The following is a 20255-nucleotide window of genomic DNA, read 5'->3' as shown; positions in this document are numbered from 1 at the left end:
GACGTTATCGTTGTTATGTCGTGGGGCCCCGCGCAGCGGTGGCTGTCGCTCACGTTACGGGCAGCCTGAAATAAAAAATCGCACTGTGGCGACTCGCAGTTGCACGGTGGCGACCCCGGAAACCTTAGCCGAGCAGGAAAAAAAGAAAGGGCGAACACCTGTGTTCGCCCTTTTGATGCAACCTCGTTTCGATGCGATCAGATTTGCATGGCCATGCCATCCACGTTCATCGCAGCCTGGCGCAGTGCCTCGGAGCGGGTCGGGTGAGGGTGGCAGGTGAGGGCGATGTCCTCGGCCGAGGCGGAGAACTCCATGGCCACGCAGAACTCGCCGATCATCTCGCTCACGCTTGGGCCCACCAGGTGCACGCCCAGCACCTCGTCGGTATTGGCATCGGCGATGACCTTGGCGAAACCTTCGGTTTCATGGTTGATCTTGGCGCGGCTGTTGGCGGTGAAGGGGAACTTGCCGACCTTGTAGGCGCGGCCTTCGGCCTTGAGCTGTTCTTCGGTCTTGCCGACGCTGGCCAGTTCCGGGCGGGTATAGATGACGCCTGGGATCAGGTTGTAGTTGACCTCGTGGGCCTTGCCGGCGATACGCTCGATGCAGGAGACCGCCTCGTCCTCGGCCTTGTGCGCCAGCATCGGGCCGGACGTGACATCGCCGATCACCCAGATGCCTGGCACCGAGGAGCGGTGATGCTCGTTGGCCAGCATGCCGCGCTTGTCGGTTTCAAGGCCGACGCTTTCCAGGTTCAGGCCCTTGGTGTAAGGGCGCCGGCCGATAGCCACCAGCACGTAGTCGGCCTGCAGGGTTTCGGCCGCGCCGCCGGCTGCAGGTTCCAGCGTGAGGCTGACGCTGTCGGCCGATGGGGTGGCCTGGGTCACCTTGCTGCCGAGCTTGAAGGCCATGCCTTGCTTGGCCAGGGCTTTTTGCAGCGTCTTGGCGGTTTCTTCGTCGATACCGGGGCAGATACGGTCCAGGTATTCGATCACGGTCACTTCGGCACCCAGGCGGCGCCACACCGAGCCCAGTTCCAGGCCGATCACGCCGGCACCGATCACCACCAGATGCTTGGGTACCTGGGGCAGCGACAGGGCGCCGGTGGAGTCGATGATGCGCTGGTTATCGATGGTCACGCCCGGCAGCGGGGTGGGTTCGGAGCCGGTGGCGATGACGATGTCCTTGGCCTGCAACGTAGTCTCGCTGCCGTCCTCGGCCTTGACGATGACCTTGCCGACGCCGTCGAGGCGGCCCCAGCCCTTGACCCAGTCGACCTTGTTCTTGCGGAACAGGTATTCGATGCCCTTGGTCAGGCCGGTCACGCTTTCGTCCTTCTGCTTCATCATCTGGGCCAGGTTGAGCGTAGGCTTGACCTCGATTCCCAGGTGGGCGAACTCCTCGCCGGTGGCCGCTTCGTAGAGCTCCGACGCATGCAGGAGCGCCTTGGATGGCATGCAGCCGACATTCAAGCAGGTGCCGCCGAGGGTCGAGCGACCCTCCACGCAGGCGACGCTCATGCCCAGCTGACCGGCGCGGATCGCTGCGTTGTAGCCACCGGGGCCGCCGCCAATGATCACCACATCATAGGATTTCATGGGTTTACTCCAGGAGTGAAGAAGCGCAAGAGGGCCACAAGATTAGTCTGCACGAGGAAAGTTGTATACAAAAATGCCTTCAATTTGTTTCGGATGCTTCTAGACCAAGGTCTGCATTCACGGAAACTTCCCACGAATGAACTACCCTGTTCCCGGTGACGTCCCAATTAGAGGCGCGACGTCTGGAAAAATGAAAGGGAGGGTCATTCATGCTTGCGCAACTTCCACCTGCGTTGCAGAGCTTGCACTTGCCTTTGCGTCTGAAGCTGTGGGACGGCAACCAGTTCGACCTGGGGCCGAGCCCGCAGGTCACCATCCTGGTCAAGGAGCCTCAGCTGATCTCCCAGCTGACCCATCCGAGCCTGGATGAACTGGGTGCCGCCTTTGTCGAAGGCAAGCTTGAGCTCGAAGGCGATATCGGGGAAGTCATCCGGGTCTGCGACGAGCTCAGCGAAGCCTTGCTGGAGGACGAAGACGAAACACCCCCTGAGCGTACCGCGCATGACAAGGACACGGACGCTAAAGCCATTTCCTACCACTATGACTTGTCCAACGAGTTCTACCAGCTCTGGCTCGACCAGGACATGGCCTATTCCTGTGCCTACTTCCGCGAACCGGACAACACCCTCGACGAGGCCCAGCAGAACAAGTTCGACCACCTGTGCCGCAAGCTGCGCCTGCAGGCCGGTGACTACCTGCTCGACGTGGGCTGCGGTTGGGGTGGGCTGGCACGGTTCGCCGCGCGGGAGTACGGTGCCAAGGTGTTCGGCATCACCCTGAGCAAGGAGCAGCTGAAACTGGGCCGCCAACGGGTCAAGGAAGAAGGGTTGGCCGATCAGGTCGACCTGCAGATCCTCGACTACCGCGACCTGCCCCAGGATGGCCGGTTCGACAAGGTGGTGAGTGTCGGTATGTTCGAGCACGTCGGCCATGCCAACCTCGAGCTGTATTGCCAGAAGCTGTTCGGTGCCGTGCGCGAAGGCGGCCTGGTGATGAACCATGGCATCACGGCCAAGCACGTGGATGGGCGCCCTGTAGGGCGGGGGGCGGGCGAGTTCATCGACCGCTATGTCTTCCCCCATGGCGAGCTGCCGCACGTGTCGATGATCAGTGCGCGTATCTGCGAAGCGGGGCTTGAAATCGTTGACGTGGAAAGCCTGCGCCTGCACTACGCCAAGACCCTCAACCACTGGAGCGAGAACCTGGAGAACCAGCTGCACAAGGCAGCTGCCCTGGTACCGGAGAAGACCTTGCGCATCTGGCGCCTGTACCTGGCCGGCTGTGCCTATGCCTTCTCCAAGGGCTGGATCAACCTGCACCAGATCCTCGCGGTCAAGCCTTATGCAGACGGGCACCACGACCTGCCTTGGACCCGCGAAGACCTCTACCGTTAACTCAAAGGATCGGCGATATCAGCCGCGCGATACGCATCCCGAGCCGTTGCAGGCGATGCGTATCGCGGCTGTCGTCAGCACTGATCTCCCTGGCCTCTTCGAAATCCTTCAGCAACATGGCCTCGACCTGGTCGGCGAAGGGGCGGTCCACGGTCAGCAGTGTGATCTCGAAATTCAACCGGAATGAACGGTTATCCAGGTTGGCACTGCCGATCGCACTGACCTCGTCATCCACCAGCACCACCTTCTGGTGCAGGAACCCTGGCTGGTAGCGGAACATTCTTACACCAGCACGTACCGCCTCGAACGCGAACAGGCTGGAGGCGGCGTAGACGATACGGTGGTCCGGCCGTGCCGGAATGAGGATGCGCACATCGACCCCGCGCAGCACCGCCAGGCGCAGTGCCGCGAATACCGCTTCGTCGGGGATGAAGTAGGGGCTGGTGATCCATACCCGGCGGGTGGCTGAGTGGATAGCTTCGAGGAAGAACAGCGCACAGGTTTCCTGGGCGTCGGCCGGGCCGCTGGCCAATGCCTGACACAGCACGCCGTTTTCCGGGTAGGTGTCGGGCAGGATCAGTGGCGGCAATTCACGCGTGGCCCAATACCAGTCCTCGGCAAACGACTCCTGCAGGCAGGCCAGCACCGGGCCGCTGACCTGGACATGGGTGTCGCGCCAAGGCGATAGCCGGGGATGTTCGCCGAGGTATTCGTCACCGACGTTGTGTCCACCCAGAAAGCCCAGCAAGCCATCGACCACCACGATCTTGCGGTGGTTGCGGAAATTGACCTGGAAGCGGTTGAACCAGCCACGGCGTGTGGCGAAGGCATGGATCTGCACCCCTCCATCGCGCAGGGCCTGGCTATAGCTGGCCGGCAGCGCATGGCTGCCCACCCGGTCGTACAGCACATAAACGCGCACCCCCTCGGCGGCCTTGCGCAGCAATAGCTGTTGCAGCTTTCGGCCGAGGGTGTCGTCATGGATGATGAAGAACTGTACCAGGACCGCCTGGCGTGCCTCGGCAATGGCGGCGAAGATCGCGTCGAAGGTGGCCTTGCCGTTGATCAGCAGCTTCACCTCGTTGTTCGCCAGGCAGGGCATGGGCCCGAGCTTGGGCATCGCGCGTAGGGCGGCATAGCTCAGCGACTCGCGCGCGGTCAGCGCTTCCTCAACCCAGGGCCGCCAATTGAGGTTGGCCATGGCCACGTGCATTTCCTGGTTGGCCTGGCGCCTGGCCTGGATGTAGGCATAGAAGGAGCGAGCACCGAAGACCAGGTAGGGAATCAGCGTGAGGTAAGGGATGAAGAACAGCGACATGGCCCAGGCGATCGCGCCCTGGGCGGTGCGTACGGTGAATACGGCATGCAGCGCGGCGACGATGCCGAGCAGATGAATCAGGCCGAGTACATAGCCGAAGAAATAGGGGCTGTGGTAGTCCATACGCATCCTGCTTGCTGAGAGCACTGGGATAACAGAGCATGTTCCAGGCCCGCCTTGCAACCCGGAAGCGGAAATGACGTCTAAGGCTCAACCGGCCAGTAGCCGGTCTTTCGAGGAGCATTCATCCATGAAGATTCGTCTGCCATTGTTGGCCCTGGCATTGGGCCTGGGTGCGCCATTGGTGCAAGCGCAGATGCTGCAACCGGGCTTGTGGGAACTGACCACCAGTAACATGCAGGTCGATGGCAAGCCGTTACCCAATATGGAGTTCATGCTCGGGCAGTTGAAGAACCTGCCACCGGAGCAGCGAGCCATGATGGAGGGGGTATTGGCCAAGCAGGGGATCACCCTGGCGGGAAAAGGCGTGCGTTCGTGCCTCACGCCTGAGCAGGTCCAGACTGATGACATCCCCTTGCAGGATCCTCAGTCCGGTTGCACCCAAAAAATCACCGAGCGTACGGGCAATGTATGGAAGTTCCAGTTCAGCTGCCCGCGAGCCCAAGGTAACGGTCAGGCAACCTTCCTCAGCGATCGAGAATTCCTGACCCAGGTCAGCGGTACCTTCAATGCCTCCGGTGTACAGCAGCAGGGCAGCATGAACACCCGGGCCGTTTGGCTGGGCCGTGATTGTGGTGCGGTAAAGCCACGCACCTGAGCCTCACCAGCGGTATTGGCTGGCAGCAACCGCATCGTGGGCATGCAGGCTTTCTGCATGTTCCACACGCAGGCTGAAGCCAGCCGTCCACTCCACTCCACGCAACGCCTGGTGCAGCCGTCGCGCGGCATCCTCGCAAAACATCAGGTTCTGGCCATTGGCCAAGGCGAACGCCTGTTCGTCGGCGCGCTTCACCGCCGTTTGCACGGCAGTGCCCAAGGCCGTCTCGACCTGGTCTATCAGTTCGGTAATCGGTAAGTGATCCAGGTTGTCTCGTAGTTGGACGCGCACATGTGCTTGGCTACGTTGGCTGTGTGGCGTGGCGACGATGCCCTGGTTGCTGCCCAGCCATTCCAACATTGCGGCTTGGTCGGGCATTTGCGTGGGGAAGTCGGTGAGAAATTGCTGTTGAATCAGCTGCCGGGCAAGCGCGGCGGAGCAAGGGCAAGTGGATGAATACGGCACCACAACGGATAGTTCCACGTGGAACATTTCATATTCGACCTTCGCATCGAGGGTAACGGGATAGCTCTTCCAACCCGCCAAGGGGCTGACCAAGGCTGGCCGTTTCAGTAGCTGATCGAACCGTAGGCTCACGTAGGCTGCAGAAGACAACCCCTCATGGGTCGAGAGGAAGTCGGCCAGTAATCGGCGTAACGACAACGGATTCAGCTCGGCCTGCTCGAGGGCTTCCAGCGCCAGGTACAGGCGCGACATATGTATCCCCCGTGAAACACCATCTTCCAGATTGACGCCGACGTCTGCTTGCCCGCAGAGAACGCGGCCTTCATAGCGCAACGGCAACGCGATGCCCTGCATGCCGACCCAGTCCAGGGGAAGGGTATGAGGTTGGGTCTGGGTGGCGATATCGGGAAGGGTCAGGCTGGTCATCTTGGCGATCCTGGTGAATGCAGCAGCGGCGCACGGGCTTGGCGAAATTGTATTGTTATAATATAACGTATGCAGCGTATCGCTTCGAATGCCTTTGCCCGATGAGGTTCCCATGCCCAACCGTCTCCCTGTCACCGTGCTGTCCGGCTTCCTGGGCGCCGGCAAGAGCACCTTGCTCAACCATGTACTGCGCAATCGCGAAAACCTACGGGTGGCCGTGATCGTCAATGACATGAGCGAAATCAACATCGACGCCAGCGAAGTACAGCGCAACGTCAGCCTCAACCGGGCGCAAGAGAAGCTGGTGGAAATGAGCAATGGCTGTATCTGCTGCACCTTGCGCGAGGACTTGCTCGAGGAAGTGGCGAAGCTGGCGCGGGAAGGGCGTTTCGATTATTTGTTGATCGAATCCACCGGTATTTCCGAACCCCTCCCGGTGGCCGAAACGTTCACCTTCCGTGACGAGCAGGGGCGCAGCTTGTCCGACATGGCGCGCCTGGACACCATGGTCACGGTCGTCGACGGTCTCAACTTCCTGCGTGACTACCAGGCCGCCGACAGCCTGGCCAGCCGCGGCGAAACCCTGGGCGAGGAGGATGAGCGATCGATCACCGACCTGCTGGTCGAACAGGTGGAATTCGCCGATGTGCTGCTGCTCAGCAAGATCGACCTGATCAGCCAGCATGAACGTGAAGAGCTGATGGCTATCCTGCGCAGCCTCAATGCCCGGGCGCAGATCATCCCCATGGTCATGGGCCAGGTGCCTCTGGAGCGCATCCTCGACACCGGCCTGTTCGACTTCGAACAGGCGGCCCAGGCCTCTGGCTGGCTACAGGAATTGCGTGGCGAGCACGTGCCGGAAACCGAGGAATACGGGATTGCAGCCACCACTTGGCAAGCTCGTCGGCCTTTTCACCCTGAGCGCTTCCACGACTTTATCCACAGGGAGTGGACCAATGGCCGCTTGCTGCGTTCGAAGGGGTTCTTCTGGCTGGCCAGCAAATTCCAGGAGGCAGGCAGTTGGTCACAGGCCGGTGGCATGATGCGCCATGGCATGGCAGGACGCTGGTGGCGCTTCGTTCCACGAGAGCACTGGCCACAGGACGAGGAGAGTACCGCCGCGATCCTCAAGCATTGGGCAGTCGAAAGCGGTGATTGCCGGCAAGAGCTGGTATTCATCGGGCAGAACGTCGACTTCAAACAGTTATCCACAGAACTGGAAGCGTGTTTGTTGACCGACGAGGAAATGGCGTTGGGCGAAATGGCCTGGCTTCGTTTCAACGACCCTTTCGGGCCTTGGTATGAGGTGGCTTGAGCCTGTGGATATCGAGGACGCTTGACGGGCTTGACCGAAGGGGCATAGTGGGGCGACCGCTTTTTCCAGGCACTTTCCCATGCTGCAGAACATCCCTACCCACGTGATCGCAGGCCCATTGGGCGCGGGCAAGACCAGCCTGATACGTCAGCTGTTGGCCCAGCGCCCGTCGAATGAACGATGGGCGGTCCTGGTCAACGAGTTCGGCCTGGTGGGCCTGGATGCGGCGCTTTTGAGCCGTGACAACGAGGGTATTGCCATTGGTGAAGTCGCCGGTGGCTGCTTGTGTTGCGTCAATGGCATGCCGTTCCAAGTCGGCCTGGGGCGTTTGCTGCGCAAGGCCAGGCCCGACCGCTTGTTCATCGAACCGTCCGGGCTTGGCCACCCGGTGCAGTTGCTTGACCAGCTCCGGCAGGCCCCGTGGTCAGGTGTGCTGGCAGTGCAGCCGCTGCTGATGGTCCTGGATACCCAGGCCTTGGCACGTGGCGAGCCATTGCCGGAAGCACAACAGACGGCCTTGGCGGCAGCCGGAGTGCTGGTCTTCAACAAATCGGCCTCTGTGGATGAACAAAACCGCCTGTTGATAAGTGCTCGACTGCCCCATTTGCCAGCCTATTGGACAGAGCATGGGGCATTTGCGTTGGATCATCTACCGAGCAGCGCTCTTGCATCGACAGAATCTGTGGATAAATCACCTGTGGATGAACCTGCGCCCGCCTTGAACGTGCTTTGGCCCGATCTACGCCAACCTATCTGTCTCGCTCAGGCCGGGGAGGGGGGATGGAGTATTGGTTGGCGCTGGCACCCTACGCAGCGTTTCGACTCGGGCCGCTTGGAGCGGTTTCTGCAAGCCTGGCGGTGGCGACGGGCCAAAGGTGTTATCCACAGCGCGATTGGCTGGCAGTCGTTCAACGCCCTCAACGGCGAGGAACTGAGCTGGCAGGCGAGCGAATGGCGCAAGGACACGCGGCTGGAACTGATCTTCGACCAGCCCCAGCCGCTGGACACCTTGAAGGCCGCGTTGGCTGCCTGCTGCCTGGATGACTGATCAGTTATGCCAGCGGTTGTGTTCCTGGCGCCACTGCTGCATCTCGATGACGTTGTCCGACCTGGGTGGCGACTTGATCTCGAACGGGTAGGGTGCCAGTTCGATCTGCAGGGTGTGGGCGCCGAATTGGGTGACGGTACCCGGATGGCGTTGCTCGCCGGTGACGGTGAATTCGAACCCATAGATACGAGCCAGGCGCTTGCGCCCGTTGGCGTCGCGTACGAACCCGATGCGCTTGAGCGCGACGTTATCGTCGAGCAACTCGAGGTCGAGCTTGGCGCAATGCTGCTTGACCCGCGCGAGCGCCTTCTCGCGTAGCCCGTGGTTGTGCCATAACCAGGCGCCGGCGGCGGCTACCACCATCAGGACGAACAGGTTCTCCAGGGTCAACATTTGCTTATGCTCCAAACAGGTCGGTCCAGCTTAACTGTGTCCCTGGCCTGTCGTACAGGTGGCAATCGGGTTCATACTGCGCGCCGCATACTTTTGAAACAGCTTTGGAAAATTCGCATGAAACGTACACCGCATCTGCTTGCCATCCAGTCCCACGTGGTCTTCGGCCATGCCGGAAACAGCGCGGCGGTGTTCCCCATGCAACGGGTCGGCGTGAATGTCTGGCCACTCAATACCGTGCAGTTCTCCAACCATACCCAGTATGGCCAGTGGGCCGGCGAAGTGCTTGCTCCAGCGCAAATTCCTGCGTTGGTGGAAGGCATTTCCAACATCGGCGAGCTGGGCCACTGCGACGCGGTGTTGTCCGGATACCTGGGCAGTGCCGAACAAGGGCGTGCGATCCTGGCGGGTGTGCAGCGGATCAAGGCGGTGAACCCCAGGGCGCTGTACCTGTGTGACCCGGTCATGGGCCATGCGGAAAAAGGCTGCATCGTCCCAGAGGAGGTGAGCGAGTTCCTACTCGACGAGGCCGCTTCGGTGGCGGACATCCTCTGCCCGAACCAGCTTGAGCTGGACAGCTTCTGTGGTCGCAGGGCCCAGTCCCTGGAAGATTGCGTGGCCATGGCTCGCGGCCTGCTCGAACGTGGGCCGAAGGTGGTGCTGGTCAAGCACCTGGCCTACCCGGGGCGCGCGGAGGATAGCTTCGAGATGCTGCTGGTTACCGGCGAAGGCTGCTGGCATCTGTGCCGCCCGCTGCTGGCCTTTCCGCGTCAGCCGGTAGGCGTGGGTGACCTGACCTCGGGGCTGTTCCTGGCTAGGGTATTGTTGGGCGAGAGCTGGGTCCAGGCCTTCGAGTTCACCGCTGCGGCTGTGCATGAGGTGCTGCTGGAAACCCAGGCCTGCGCCAGCTACGAACTGCAGCTGGTGCGGGCTCAGGATCGTATCGCCCACCCGCGCGTGCGCTTCGAGGCGCAACGTTTGGCGATCTAGGTCTCTCCAGCTGCTGCTTGTCCTTGCAGATTCGGCAGGGATTAGATGGAGTCGGTCTTGAGGTTCTGGTAGCGCTGCTCCAGTTCCTGGCGGATCTGCCGGCGTTGCTGGCCCTGCAGGAAGCGGCGTTTTTCCTCGCTGGTTTGCGGCTGGCGTGGTGGTACCTGTACCGGGCGGCGGTTGTCGTCGACCGCGACCATGGTGAAGAAACAGCTGTTGGAGTGGCGCACGGAGCGCTCGCGGATGTTCTCGGTCACCACCTTGATGCCCACTTCCATCGAGGTATTGCCGGTGTAGTTGACCGAGGCGAGGAACGTCACCAGCTCGCCGACATGCACGGGCTCGCGGAAGATCACCTGGTCTACGGACAACGTCACCACATAGGTGCCGGCATAGCGGCTGGCGCAGGCGTAGGCGACTTCGTCGAGGTACTTGAGCAGAGTGCCGCCATGTACGTTGCCCGAGAAATTGGCCATGTCCGGGGTCATCAGGACAGTCATCGTCAACTGGGCGTTTCCAGGTTCCATAGTGTGCTCACGGGTTGGTTGCGCTGAAACGGGGCGGGTATCTGCAGACACTTCTGTTTCCCCTCAATGTGGTTTCACATTCTGGTACGGGACGTCGGCCGAAGCGCCATCGTCACGCGAATCATGCCATCGCTGGCGACGAAATCGCCGATCTGTTTCTGCATATTGCATTGGCTTTCCGCACACAGGCGCGATGTTAACCTGAGCGAGCCCATGCAACTTGGGCTTTCCTGCATTGAAACAGTATGTACTTGCTGCTCGCTCGGGTTTGCCTCGGCAGAGGAGCGGTCTGCCCCGGCAACGAGAAAAGGAGTCCCTCGCCATGCATGCCATCAGCTTCATTCAGGACCTGGCCGTGATCATGCTGGTGGCCGGGGTAGTCACCATTCTTTTCCACCGTTTCAAGCAACCTGTCGTGTTGGGCTACATCGTCGCCGGCTTCATCATCGGCCCGCACACACCACCTTTCGGCCTGATCCACGATGAAGACACCATCAAGACCCTGGCTGAACTCGGGGTGATTTTCCTGATGTTCTGCCTGGGCCTGGAATTCAGCTTGCGCAAGCTGTTCAAGGTCGGCGCCACGGCGTTCATCGCGGCCTTCCTGGAAATCGTCCTGATGATCTGGATCGGCTTCGAGATCGGCCGCTGGTTTGGCTGGAACACCATGGACTCGCTGTTCCTGGGCGCGATCCTGGCTATTTCCTCGACCACCATCATCGTCAAGGCGCTCAACGACCTGAAGATGAAGCACGAGCGCTTCGCTCAATTGATCTTCGGTGTGCTGATCGTGGAGGACATCCTTGGCATCGGCATCATTGCCCTGCTATCAGGTATCGCGGTCAGCGGCACGGTCAGTTCGGGCGAGGTGTTTTCTACAGTGGGCAAGCTGTCGCTGTTCATGATCGTCGCCCTGGTCATCGGCATCCTGCTGGTGCCACGGCTGCTGGCCTACGTGGCGAAGTTCGAAAGCAACGAGATGCTGCTGATCACCGTGTTGGGCCTGTGCTTCGGCTTCTGCCTGTTGGTGGTCAAGCTCGAGTACAGCATGGTCCTGGGGGCGTTCCTGATCGGCGCGATCATGGCCGAGTCCCGGCAATTGCTGAAGATCGAGCGCCTGATCGAACCGGTACGCGACCTGTTCAGTGCCATCTTCTTCGTGGCCATCGGCCTGATGATCGACCCGCGCGTGCTGGTCGACTACGCCTGGCCGATTGCGGTAATCACCCTGGCGGTGGTGCTGGGCAAGATGCTGTCATGCGGCATGGGTGCTTTTATCGCCGGCAACGACGGGCGAACCTCGTTGCGCGTGGGGATGGGCCTTTCGCAGATCGGCGAATTCTCCTTCATCATCGCGGCCCTGGGCATGACTTTGCAGGTCACCAGTGACTTCCTTTACCCGGTTGCGGTGGCTGTTTCGGCAATTACGACGCTACTCACGCCCTACCTGATTCGCGCCGCCGATCCCTTGTCGCTGAAGCTCGGCAAGGTGGTGCCCGCTCGGCTGGCACGGGTGTTGTCGCTTTACGGTGAATGGCTGCGCAGCATCCAGCCTCATGGGGAAGGCGCCATGGTGGCTGCGATGATCCGGCGCATCCTGTTGCAGGTGGGTGTGAACCTGGCGTTGGTGATCGCGATCTTCTTCAGTGGCGGTTATTTCGCTGAGCGTATCGGCACCTGGCTCATGGAGTGGGTCGGTGATATCAGCCGGCAGAAGGCGTTGATCTGGGGCGCCGCGCTGTTGTTGTCGCTGCCGTTCCTGATTGCTGCCTACCGCAAGCTCAAGGCGCTTTCGATGTTGCTGGCCGAACTGGGCGTAAAGCCAGAGATGGCCGGGCGGCATACCCAGCGTGTGAGACGAGTGATTGCCGAGGTGATTCCGTTGTTGTCGCTGTTGGTGATCTTCCTGCTGCTGTCCGCGCTTTCGGCGAGCATCCTGCCGACCAACGAGCTCTTGCTGGTGATCGCAGTGGTAGCGGCAGTCGTGGTGGCGTTGCTGTGGCGTTGGTTCATCCGGGTTCATTCCCGCATGCAGATCGCCCTGCTGGAAACGCTGGACAACAATCGTGACCAAACCCATTGAGGGGGAGGGCTTTCTGCGCTTGATTTGATCGAAGTCCGAGGGGATGGAGCGGTAGCGACGCGGCCAAGCGCAGAAAGCCAGGCGATTCTACGTGGAGTGGTGGCTAAGAGCCATGCTTGGCATGTAGGCAAAGCCTACAAAGACTGTAGGCTTTTGCTGGCCATGTGCAGCGCAGGTGTCAGCTTTCCAGCCAGACATCCCTGGCCCAATGCCAGACAGACTCCCAGTTGTCTTCGGCGATGGCTTCTTCATCGCCATCCCACAGGACCACGGTACCGTCTTCCTCGACACAGTAGTAGTTGTCGCCGTCCTGGCACAGGGGGATCAGGTCTCGGGGCACGCCCGCATCCCAGGCGTTTGCAGCAACGTCAGGCAGGTACGTGTGTGACTGCGGATCGGTGACGGTGACAGGTTCCAGGCTGCCATAGACCACATCGCTGACGGTCAGCAGAAATTCCTTGAACACGAAGGGAATATTGATGAACAGCTGCTCTTCGATCTCTACCAGCAAGTCCTCGTCTGGCAGCTCCAGCGGCACGGGGACTGGCTCATTGGCTTCCCGGAGTTGTTCGATCACTTCTTCCACGGCTTACATCCTCTGACCTAGATGACAACGCTGCGCGTTATACCCTAGTAGGCCAGTCTGCCAAAAGCAAAAACCCCGGGCAGGGGCGGAAACAAAAAGCTTGGGGCCGCTTTGCGGCCCTATCGCGGGACAAGCCCGCTCCTACAAGAACGGTGCAACACCGAACGCCTGGAGCGGGCTTGTCCCGCGATAGGGCTGCAAGGCAGCCCCAATATTTGCCAGACGAAGAATCAGCCGTTCTGGCGGATACCGGCGAGCAGCCAAGGCTGGTTCTCGCCCTGCGCACGCTCCATATGCCAGCTTTCGCTGAACGCTTCGCCCTGGTCGAAGCGCGAGGTCTTCGAAACGCCGTGGAAGGTCAGGGTCGCGATGGTCTTGTCGGCGCGGTCATCGACGCCTTCGAGCTGCACATCGAGGTTGTCGATGTAGGTGGATTGGAAGCCATCACCCAGGTCGGCACGCTCGCGCTTGAGGAACTCGAGCATCTGCGGGGTGACGAACTCGGCAATCTTGTCCATCTCGTTGGCATCCCAGTGCTGCTGCAGCGACATGAAGTGGCTGCGTGCGGCGCTCAGGAAGTTCTGCTCGTTGAACCAGGCCGGTGCGTTGATCACCGGTGTGGCGGCAGGCGCTGCGGCGCCACCGAAGACCGACGGTTGGGCTGGCTGGGCATGGCTTTCACGCTGGTAGGGTGCGTGGCCGGCGGCCGCGTGCTGCGGCTGCTGCTGACGACGACGCGCGGCGATGAAGCGGAACACCAGGAAGGCGATCAGGCCCATGATCAGGAAGTCGAGGATCTGCATGCCCTGGAAGCCGTCGCCCATGAACATGGAGGCCAGCAGGCCGCCCGCGGCGATACCGGCCAATGGGCCCAGCCAGCGCGAAGCACCGCTGGCGGCGGCCGGAGCGCGGCCAGGGGCGGTCGGCGCGGCGGCCGGCGTGGTTGGCGTAGCCTGGCGGGTCTGGTGGATAGGCGCGGAGCCCGAGCTCTTGCCGCCGCCGAAACGCTTGGCGTTGGCGTCCAGGCTCAGCGTCAGGCCGACGCACAGCGCCAGTACGATGCTAAGAAAACGTTGCATAGATGGGATTTCCCCTGTGGGTGGATTGCACGCGCGTCATGTTGCACAGGTTGTTGTGCACATGACCAGCGCCATAATGTTTCCATCTTTTGCCTGATGGGCCTGTACCCAAGCCCATTCAGTGCATAGGACCTTTCGTCAGTGGACGAAAGAAAAGTCTACAAGCGACTGGAAGCCCTTGCGTCCGGTATCAGATCGCTTCCAGTTTGGCGTAACCCAGCATCAGCCACTTGCTGCCCTCGACGAAGTTGACCTGCACCCGTGCCTGGGCACCCGAGCCTTCGAAATTGAGGATCACGCCCTCACCGAACACCGAATGCTGCACCCGCTGGCCCAGGGTGAAGGCCGTTTGTGGAATGTTGGCGTTGGCGAACAGGCTGCTTGAGCTGGTCTGGTTACCGCCGAAGGGGCGGCTGACGCTATTGGACAGGCGCACTTCCTGTACCAGCCCTGCCGGAATTTCCCGTACGAAACGCGACACCTTGTTATAGGTTTCGCTGCCATACAGGCGACGAGTTTCGGCGTAGGTCATGATCAGCTGGCGCATGGCCCGGGTGATGCCCACGTAAGCCAGGCGACGTTCCTCTTCCAGGCGGCCGGGCTCTTCCAGGCTCATCTTGTGAGGGAACAGGCCTTCTTCCATGCCTACCAGGAACACATAGGGGAACTCCAGGCCCTTGGCGCTGTGCAGGGTCATCAACTGCACGCTGTCTTCATGTTCGTCCGCCTGGGCATCGCCGGCTTCCAGGGAAGCATGGCCGAGGAAGGCCGACAGCGGCGAAAGGTCGGCATCCTCTTCGCTGGTCTCGAAGTTGCGCGCGGCGCTGACCAGTTCCTCGAGGTTTTCTACCCGGGCCTGGCCTTTTTCGCCTTTTTCTTCCTGGTGATAGATGATCAGGCCGGACTGCTCGATGACGGTCTGGGTCATCAGGTGCAGCGGCATGTCCAGGGTCTTGGCAGCCAGGTTTTCCATCAGTTCGATGAAGGCGCCCAAGGCGCTTGCCGCGCGGCCTTTCAAGGCTTTGGCGGCGAGCAGCTGGCACATCGCCTCCCACATCGAAAGCTGGCTGTGACGAGCGTGGTCACGGATGGCTTCGACGGTTTTCTCGCCGATGCCACGCGGCGGCACGTTGATCACCCGCTCGAGGGCGGCATCGTTGCCGCGGCCCTCGAGCAGGCGCAGGTACGCCATGGCATTCTTGATTTCGGCGCGCTCGAAGAACCGTTGGCCACCGTAGATGCGATAGGGAATGCGTTCGCGCAGCAGGGCTTCTTCCAGTACCCGCGACTGGGCGTTGGAGCGATACAGGATGGCGATGTCGTTGCGCGCATTGCCTTGCCTGATCAGGCTCTCGATCGTCTCGACCACATAGCGTGCTTCGTCGTGTTCGTTATAGGCGGCGTACAAAGTCAGCGGCTCGCCTTCGCCCATGTCGGTCCACAGTTCCTTGCCCAGACGCCCGCTGTTGTTGGCGATCAGGGCGTTGGCCGCCTTGAGGATGCCACCGGTGGAACGGTAGTTCTGCTCCAGGCGGATCAGCTCGGCATCAGGAAAATCGGCCGTGTACTGGTGAATGTTCTCGATCTTGGCTCCGCGCCAGCCATAGATCGACTGGTCATCGTCGCCCACGGCCATCAAGCTGCCGCCGTTCTGGCCAGCCAGTAGGCGCAGCCAGGCGTACTGCACGGCGTTGGTGTCCTGGAATTCGTCCACCAGCAAGTGACGGAAGCGTCGCTGGTAATGCTCGAGCAGCCCAGGGTGGTCGCGCCACAGGTCCAGGGCGCGCAGCAGCAACTCGGAGAAATCGATGACCCCGGCACGTTCACAGGCTTGCTCGTAGGCTTCGTAGATACTGCGCATGGTGCCCAGGAACAGGTCGCCGCCGGCCTGGATATGCTGCGGGCGCAGGCCTTCGTCCTTCTGCCCGTTGATGAACCACTGGGCCTGGCGGGCCGGCCAGCGCTGCTCGTCGAGGCCAAGCTCGCGAATCACCCGCTTGACCAGGCGCTGCTGGTCGTCGCTGTCGAGAATCTGGAAGTTCTGCACCAGGCGCGCTTCCTGCCAATGCGCACGCAACAGGCGGTGCGCAAGGCCGTGGAAGGTCCCGACCCACATACCCGCTGGGTTGATGCCCAGCAGTTGCTCGATCCGCTGGCGCATTTCGGCGGCGGCCTTGTTGGTGAACGTCACCGACAGGATCGAATGCGGCGAAGCCTGCTCGACCTGGATCAGCCAGGCGATGCGGTGCACCAGCACGCGGGTTTTACCGGAACCGGCGCCAGCAAGCACCAGCTGACGCCCAAGCGTGGCCGCGACGGCCTGGCGTTGGGCATCATTGAGGGAGTTCAACAGGAGGGAGAGGTCGTCTGTGTGCATCCGGCCATTCTAGGGCCAAGCCGGTTAAGGGACAAACACCTACTGTATGAATATTCACCTTCTGGTGTTGTCGCTCATCGGGTCGCTCATGACGCCCGGTCGGCGGTTGGGCTTCGATACCACTGGTTGCCATGCCTGGCCAGCAAACTGTTGGCCTGCTCTGGCCCGTTGCTTCCGGCAGCGTAGTGGCGAGGAGGCTGGAAGTGCTCCTCCCAGCCCTTGAGGATCGGGTCGATCCAGGCCCAGGCGGCTTCCACTTCGTCACGTCGCATGAACAGCGTCGAGTCCCCTTCGAGCACGTCCAGCAACAAACGCTCGTAGGCTTCCCAGCGGCGGGTCTGGCCGAACACCTGGGCCAGGTTCAGGTCCAGCTCGACCGGCGCCAGGCGCATGCCTTTGCCCGGGCTCTTGGTCATCATGCGCAGGCTGATGCGCTCCTCGGGCTGCAGCTGGATCAGCAGCTGGTTGACCTGGCCGCCGTTGAACAACTCGTGTGGCACCGGTTTGAATTGGATGACGATCTGCGATGAGCGCCGCGCCATGCGCTTGCCGGTACGTAGGTAGAAGGGCACGCCGGCCCAGCGCCAGTTGTCGATATGCGCGTGCACGGCGACGAAGGTCTCGGTGTCGCTGTCGTTGTCCACATCCTTTTCGAAGTAGTAGGCCGGCACTTCCTGGCCGCCGATGTGTCCGGCGCCATACTGGCCGCGCACGGTCTTGTCCTGCACGTCCTGGCCGGTTATCGGCTTGAGCGCCCGCAGGATCTTCACCTTTTCATCACGCACCGCCTCGGCGTCGAACTGCGCCGGTGGCTCCATGGCCACCAGGCACAACAGCTGCAACAGGTGGTTCTGCAGCATGTCGCGGGTCGCTCCCGCGCGATCGTAGTAGGCGCCGCGGTTCTCCACGCCCAGGGTTTCGCACACGCTGATCTGTACATGGTCGACCTGGCTATTGCGCCAAACCGGCTCCAGCAGGGCATTGGCAAAACGCAGTGCCATGAGGTTCTGGACCGTTTCCTTGCCCAGGTAGTGGTCGATGCGAAACACCTGGGTCTCGTCGAATACCGCACCAATGGCTTCGTTGATCGCCGTAGCCGACTCCAGCGAGTGGCCGATGGGCTTCTCCAGCACGATGCGTGCTTCGCTGTCGGCAAGGCCGGCGATGCGCAGGTGGTTGGCGATGGGCACGAACAGGTTGGGTGCGGTGGCCAGGTAGTAGATGCGGGCCAGCCCTCCAGGCTCGCCCAGGTAGCGCGCAAGGCGCACGAAATCGGCGCTTTGCAAGGCATCCATGGCGAAGTAGTCCAGGCGTGCACAGAAGCGCCGCCAGACATCTTCCTCGAAATCGTTGCGGGCGATCTGGGCTCGGCAGTTACGTTCGGCGAGCTTGAGATACTCGTCCCGTGGCAGGTTGCGCCGGGCCAGGGCGATGATCCTCACGGCGTTGTGCAGGCGGCTCTCGCGATACAGGTGATAGAGCGCCGGCAGCAGTTTGTGCAGGGCCAGGTCGCCCGTACCACCGAATACCAGGATGTCGCAAGGAATAGTCAAAACCACCACTCTCCACGTTCGTTTAGCTGGGCGGGTCGCGGGTCTTGTAGTATAACTACAAGAAAGCTACATCCCGGCCAGCCGATCATAACCGAGTCCAGCCTGTGAATCTGTTGCAACATATCGCCCAATCGCGCCATTTGCTGCGCAAATCGGAACTGAAAGTGGCCGACCATGTGCTGCTCGATCCGGCTGCCGTCATGCACAGCTCCATGGCCGACCTGGCTCACAGCGTTGGGATCAGCGAGCCGACCATCGTACGTTTTTGCCGGGCGATCGGTTGTTCGGGCTTCCAGGACCTCAAGCTCAAGCTGGCGCAGAGCCTGGCTGCTGGCGCCAGTTTCGGGCAGTTCGCGATCCATGAGGACGACTCGGTCGCCGACTACAGCCTGAAGATCTTCGATACCACGCTACATACCTTGATGGAGGTGCGCGAACACCTCAATCCCCAGGCCTTGCAACAGGCGGTAACCGCCATGGCCCAGGCCCAGCGCGTGGAGTTCTATGGCTTTGGTGCATCCGGTGCGGTGGCGGCCGATGCCCAGCACAAGTTCTTCCGCCTGCTGCTCAGTGCCGCGGCCTATTCCGATCCGCACATGCAGGCCATGTCTGCGGTGACGCTCAAGCCTGGCGATGTGGCGGTGTGCATTTCCCAATCGGGCCGCTCCAAGGACCTGCTGATCACGGCCAACCTGGTGCGTGAAAGTGGGGCCAACCTGATCACCCTGTGCCCGAGCCAGACGCCGTTGGCTGAATTGTCCACCGTCAACCTGGCCATCGATGTGCATGAAGATACCGAGATCTACACCCCGCTGACCTCGCGTATCGCTCACCTGGTGGTGATCGACGTGCTGGCGATGGGCGTGGCCATGGCCCGCGGGCCGAGCCTGGTCAACCACCTCAAGAGCGTCAAGCGCAGCCTGCGCAGCCTGCGGCTGTCGCCCAAGTCGATCAAGGCTACCGACGACTGATCGCTGTAGCCTGTGCTGGCGCTTTCGCGGATAAACCCGCGAAAAGGCGGTATAGGCAGTGAAAATTCACGATTCTGTCACCAAACCACCGCAAAACCGTAAACCCGAAAGACCAGTCTGAAACTCCCGCATCCTTTCTGGGAGACAGGCAATGGCACGTGATCATGACGGTTCGTACCAACCCAGCGCCAAGGCTCGCAAGCAGCAGGAAAAAGACCAGCGCCGTATGGAGTTCCGCCGCGCGATCGAAAGCTACTGCGACCAGCGCCAACTGCTTCGCGAGATCACCGATTACCCTGACCTGCAAGACATCACGGTATGGCAGGTATCGGCGGCATCTTCCCCGAAAATCGCTCCACAAGCCCGCTGATCTTCGCCCGTTCATTGCGGATGAACGCCAGGAACGCCAACGCCACCGGCGACTGACGCTTGGCCTTGGACTGCACCACGCACCAGCTGCGATACAGGGGTAGCTCTTCGACCGGCAACTCCTTCAACACGCCGGTGGCCAGCTCCATGTTCACCGCGTGGCGAGTCAGCAGGGCGACGCCCAGGCCTGCGATCACGCACTCGCGCTGGGCGTCGGCGGAGGCGACTTCCAGGGTCTGGGTGAAATGCACGCGCTTATCCTTGAAGTATTCTTCGCAGGCCTTGCGCGTGCCCGAGCCCTGCTCGCGAACCAGCAGCGTGTGAGGCTCCAGCTCCTGCAGGCGGAGTTTTTCCAGCTTGCACAGCGGATGGTCCGGCGGTGCCACGGCAACGATAGGGTTGTTCAGGAACGGCATGAATTCCAGGCCCATGTCCTGGGGCACCATCGACATGATGATCAGGTCGTCGCGGTTGTCCGAGAGGCGCCGGATCGCTTGGGCGCGGTTGACCACCGTCAGGGTCAGGTTGACCTCTGGGTGGCGCTGCTTGAACGCGGCGAACAGGTGCGGCACGAAGTACTTGGCGCTGGATTCGATCGCCAGCTTGAGTTGCCCCTGCAGCGAGCCCTGCATGTCCGACAGCTGCATATCGAGGTTTTCCAGGCGCCCGAAGATGTCCCGGCTGGCGCGTTGCAGGGCTTCGGCCGCCTCGGTGAGGTACAGCTTCTTGCCGACATATTCGAACAACGGCTGGCCGACCAGCTCTTCAAGCTGGCGGATCTGTAGACTTACGGCGGGTTGCGTCAACGCCATCTCTTCGGCCGCCCGGCTGTAGGAGCGCAGGTCGCACACTTCGTTGAAGATCTGCAACTGCCTTAAAGTCATGCGCATCAATGACTTACGCATTTTCCCCCGCCTCCGCGCAATACCTTGTTACGGCACTATAAGCTTTTGCTAATGCCGACCCTAACAAATATTGATTTTTG

The 20255-nt window shown here is 61.3% G+C and carries 18 protein-coding genes; 8 read left to right on the top strand and 10 right to left on the bottom strand.

Annotation, left to right across the window (positions count from 1 at the left end):
• Positions 1-197 precede the first annotated feature (197 nt).
• A complete protein-coding gene (lpdA, locus tag ACNFCI_RS04335) occupies positions 198-1598 on the bottom strand; it encodes a dihydrolipoyl dehydrogenase (RefSeq protein WP_084855279.1) in 1401 nt (466 codons plus the stop codon).
• A gap of 209 nt (positions 1599-1807) precedes the next feature.
• On the opposite strand from lpdA, the gene cfaB reads away from it, so the two are divergent.
• Positions 1808-2992 (top strand): C17 cyclopropane fatty acid synthase CfaB, encoded by a 1185-nt coding sequence (cfaB, locus tag ACNFCI_RS04330; protein WP_084855280.1) that lies wholly within the window; start codon positions 1808-1810, stop codon positions 2990-2992.
• A 1-nt stretch (position 2993) separates the two neighbouring features.
• Here cfaB and cls read toward each other — a convergent pair whose 3' ends face one another.
• Positions 2994-4433: a cardiolipin synthase gene (gene cls, locus ACNFCI_RS04325; protein WP_416767489.1), complete on the bottom strand. Its 1440-nt coding sequence runs from the start codon at positions 4431-4433 to the stop codon at positions 2994-2996.
• A 127-nt stretch (positions 4434-4560) separates the two neighbouring features.
• On the opposite strand from cls, the gene ACNFCI_RS04320 reads away from it, so the two are divergent.
• Positions 4561-5088, top strand: coding sequence for a DUF3617 domain-containing protein (locus ACNFCI_RS04320; protein ID WP_084855282.1), 528 nt, complete (start codon positions 4561-4563; stop codon positions 5086-5088).
• Positions 5089-5091: 3 nt separating this feature from the next.
• Here ACNFCI_RS04320 and folE2 read toward each other — a convergent pair whose 3' ends face one another.
• Positions 5092-5979 carry a GTP cyclohydrolase FolE2 gene (gene folE2 / locus ACNFCI_RS04315; protein WP_416767486.1) on the bottom strand — a complete coding sequence of 296 codons (888 nt, stop codon included), beginning with the start codon at positions 5977-5979 and terminating at the stop codon, positions 5092-5094.
• Between the two features lie 112 nt (positions 5980-6091).
• On the opposite strand from folE2, the gene zigA reads away from it, so the two are divergent.
• Both zigA and ACNFCI_RS04305 read left to right on the top strand, forming a co-directional pair.
• Positions 6092-7294: a zinc metallochaperone GTPase ZigA gene (gene zigA, locus ACNFCI_RS04310; RefSeq protein WP_084855284.1), complete on the top strand. Its 1203-nt coding sequence runs from the start codon at positions 6092-6094 to the stop codon at positions 7292-7294.
• A gap of 79 nt (positions 7295-7373) precedes the next feature.
• On the top strand, positions 7374-8342 hold the full coding sequence (locus tag ACNFCI_RS04305) for a CobW family GTP-binding protein (RefSeq protein ID WP_416767484.1): 969 nt from the start codon (positions 7374-7376) through the stop codon (positions 8340-8342).
• On the opposite strand, the gene ACNFCI_RS04300 is transcribed toward ACNFCI_RS04305, so the two are convergent.
• Positions 8343-8735 (bottom strand): DUF3301 domain-containing protein, encoded by a 393-nt coding sequence (locus tag ACNFCI_RS04300; RefSeq protein WP_416767482.1) that lies wholly within the window; start codon positions 8733-8735, stop codon positions 8343-8345.
• Positions 8736-8852: 117 nt separating this feature from the next.
• Here ACNFCI_RS04300 and pdxY point away from each other — a divergent pair, with 117 nt between their 5' ends.
• Positions 8853-9725: a pyridoxal kinase PdxY gene (gene pdxY / locus ACNFCI_RS04295; protein WP_084855287.1), complete on the top strand. Its 873-nt coding sequence runs from the start codon at positions 8853-8855 to the stop codon at positions 9723-9725.
• Positions 9726-9766: 41 nt separating this feature from the next.
• On the opposite strand, the gene ACNFCI_RS04290 is transcribed toward pdxY, so the two are convergent.
• On the bottom strand, positions 9767-10252 hold the full coding sequence (locus ACNFCI_RS04290) for an acyl-CoA thioesterase (RefSeq protein WP_084855288.1): 486 nt from the start codon (positions 10250-10252) through the stop codon (positions 9767-9769).
• Positions 10253-10574: 322 nt separating this feature from the next.
• Between ACNFCI_RS04290 and ACNFCI_RS04285 the strand changes: the two genes are divergently transcribed.
• The gene (locus ACNFCI_RS04285) at positions 10575-12335 is read left to right on the top strand and encodes a cation:proton antiporter (RefSeq protein ID WP_084855289.1); all 1761 of its coding nucleotides are present in this window, start codon (positions 10575-10577) and stop codon (positions 12333-12335) included.
• A 178-nt stretch (positions 12336-12513) separates the two neighbouring features.
• On the opposite strand, the gene ACNFCI_RS04280 is transcribed toward ACNFCI_RS04285, so the two are convergent.
• From ACNFCI_RS04280 to zwf, 4 genes are all read right to left on the bottom strand, one after another.
• Positions 12514-12921 (bottom strand): SMI1/KNR4 family protein, encoded by a 408-nt coding sequence (locus ACNFCI_RS04280; RefSeq protein ID WP_084855290.1) that lies wholly within the window; start codon positions 12919-12921, stop codon positions 12514-12516.
• Positions 12922-13151: 230 nt separating this feature from the next.
• Positions 13152-14000: a Tim44 domain-containing protein gene (locus tag ACNFCI_RS04275; RefSeq protein WP_224457454.1), complete on the bottom strand. Its 849-nt coding sequence runs from the start codon at positions 13998-14000 to the stop codon at positions 13152-13154.
• A 190-nt stretch (positions 14001-14190) separates the two neighbouring features.
• Positions 14191-16377, bottom strand: a complete 2187-nt coding sequence (gene uvrD, locus ACNFCI_RS04270) for a DNA helicase II (RefSeq protein ID WP_416767480.1) — start codon at positions 16375-16377, stop codon at positions 14191-14193.
• A gap of 86 nt (positions 16378-16463) precedes the next feature.
• A complete protein-coding gene (gene zwf / locus ACNFCI_RS04265) occupies positions 16464-17930 on the bottom strand; it encodes a glucose-6-phosphate dehydrogenase (protein ID WP_084855419.1) in 1467 nt (488 codons plus the stop codon).
• A gap of 104 nt (positions 17931-18034) precedes the next feature.
• On the opposite strand from zwf, the gene hexR reads away from it, so the two are divergent.
• Together hexR and ACNFCI_RS04255 are read left to right on the top strand one after the other, a co-directional pair.
• Entirely contained in the window at positions 18035-18901 is an 867-nt protein-coding gene (gene hexR / locus ACNFCI_RS04260; RefSeq protein WP_043209971.1) for a transcriptional regulator HexR, read from the top strand.
• Between the two features lie 151 nt (positions 18902-19052).
• On the top strand, positions 19053-19271 hold the full coding sequence (locus ACNFCI_RS04255; protein ID WP_084855293.1) for a PA3496 family putative envelope integrity protein: 219 nt from the start codon (positions 19053-19055) through the stop codon (positions 19269-19271).
• Here the strand turns inward: ACNFCI_RS04255 and ACNFCI_RS04250 are convergent.
• Positions 19213-20175 (bottom strand): LysR family transcriptional regulator, encoded by a 963-nt coding sequence (locus ACNFCI_RS04250; RefSeq protein ID WP_368828731.1) that lies wholly within the window; start codon positions 20173-20175, stop codon positions 19213-19215. The two genes, ACNFCI_RS04255 and ACNFCI_RS04250, sit on opposite strands and share 59 nt — an antisense overlap.
• Positions 20176-20255: the final 80 nt, after the last annotated feature.

The organism is Pseudomonas sp. NY15356, from assembly GCF_048068175.1.
In the GTDB taxonomy this organism is placed as follows: domain Bacteria; phylum Pseudomonadota; class Gammaproteobacteria; order Pseudomonadales; family Pseudomonadaceae; genus Aquipseudomonas; species Aquipseudomonas putida_K.
Note: the sequence above shows the minus strand (reverse complement) of the source record. Positions and strands in the feature narration are given on the sequence as shown.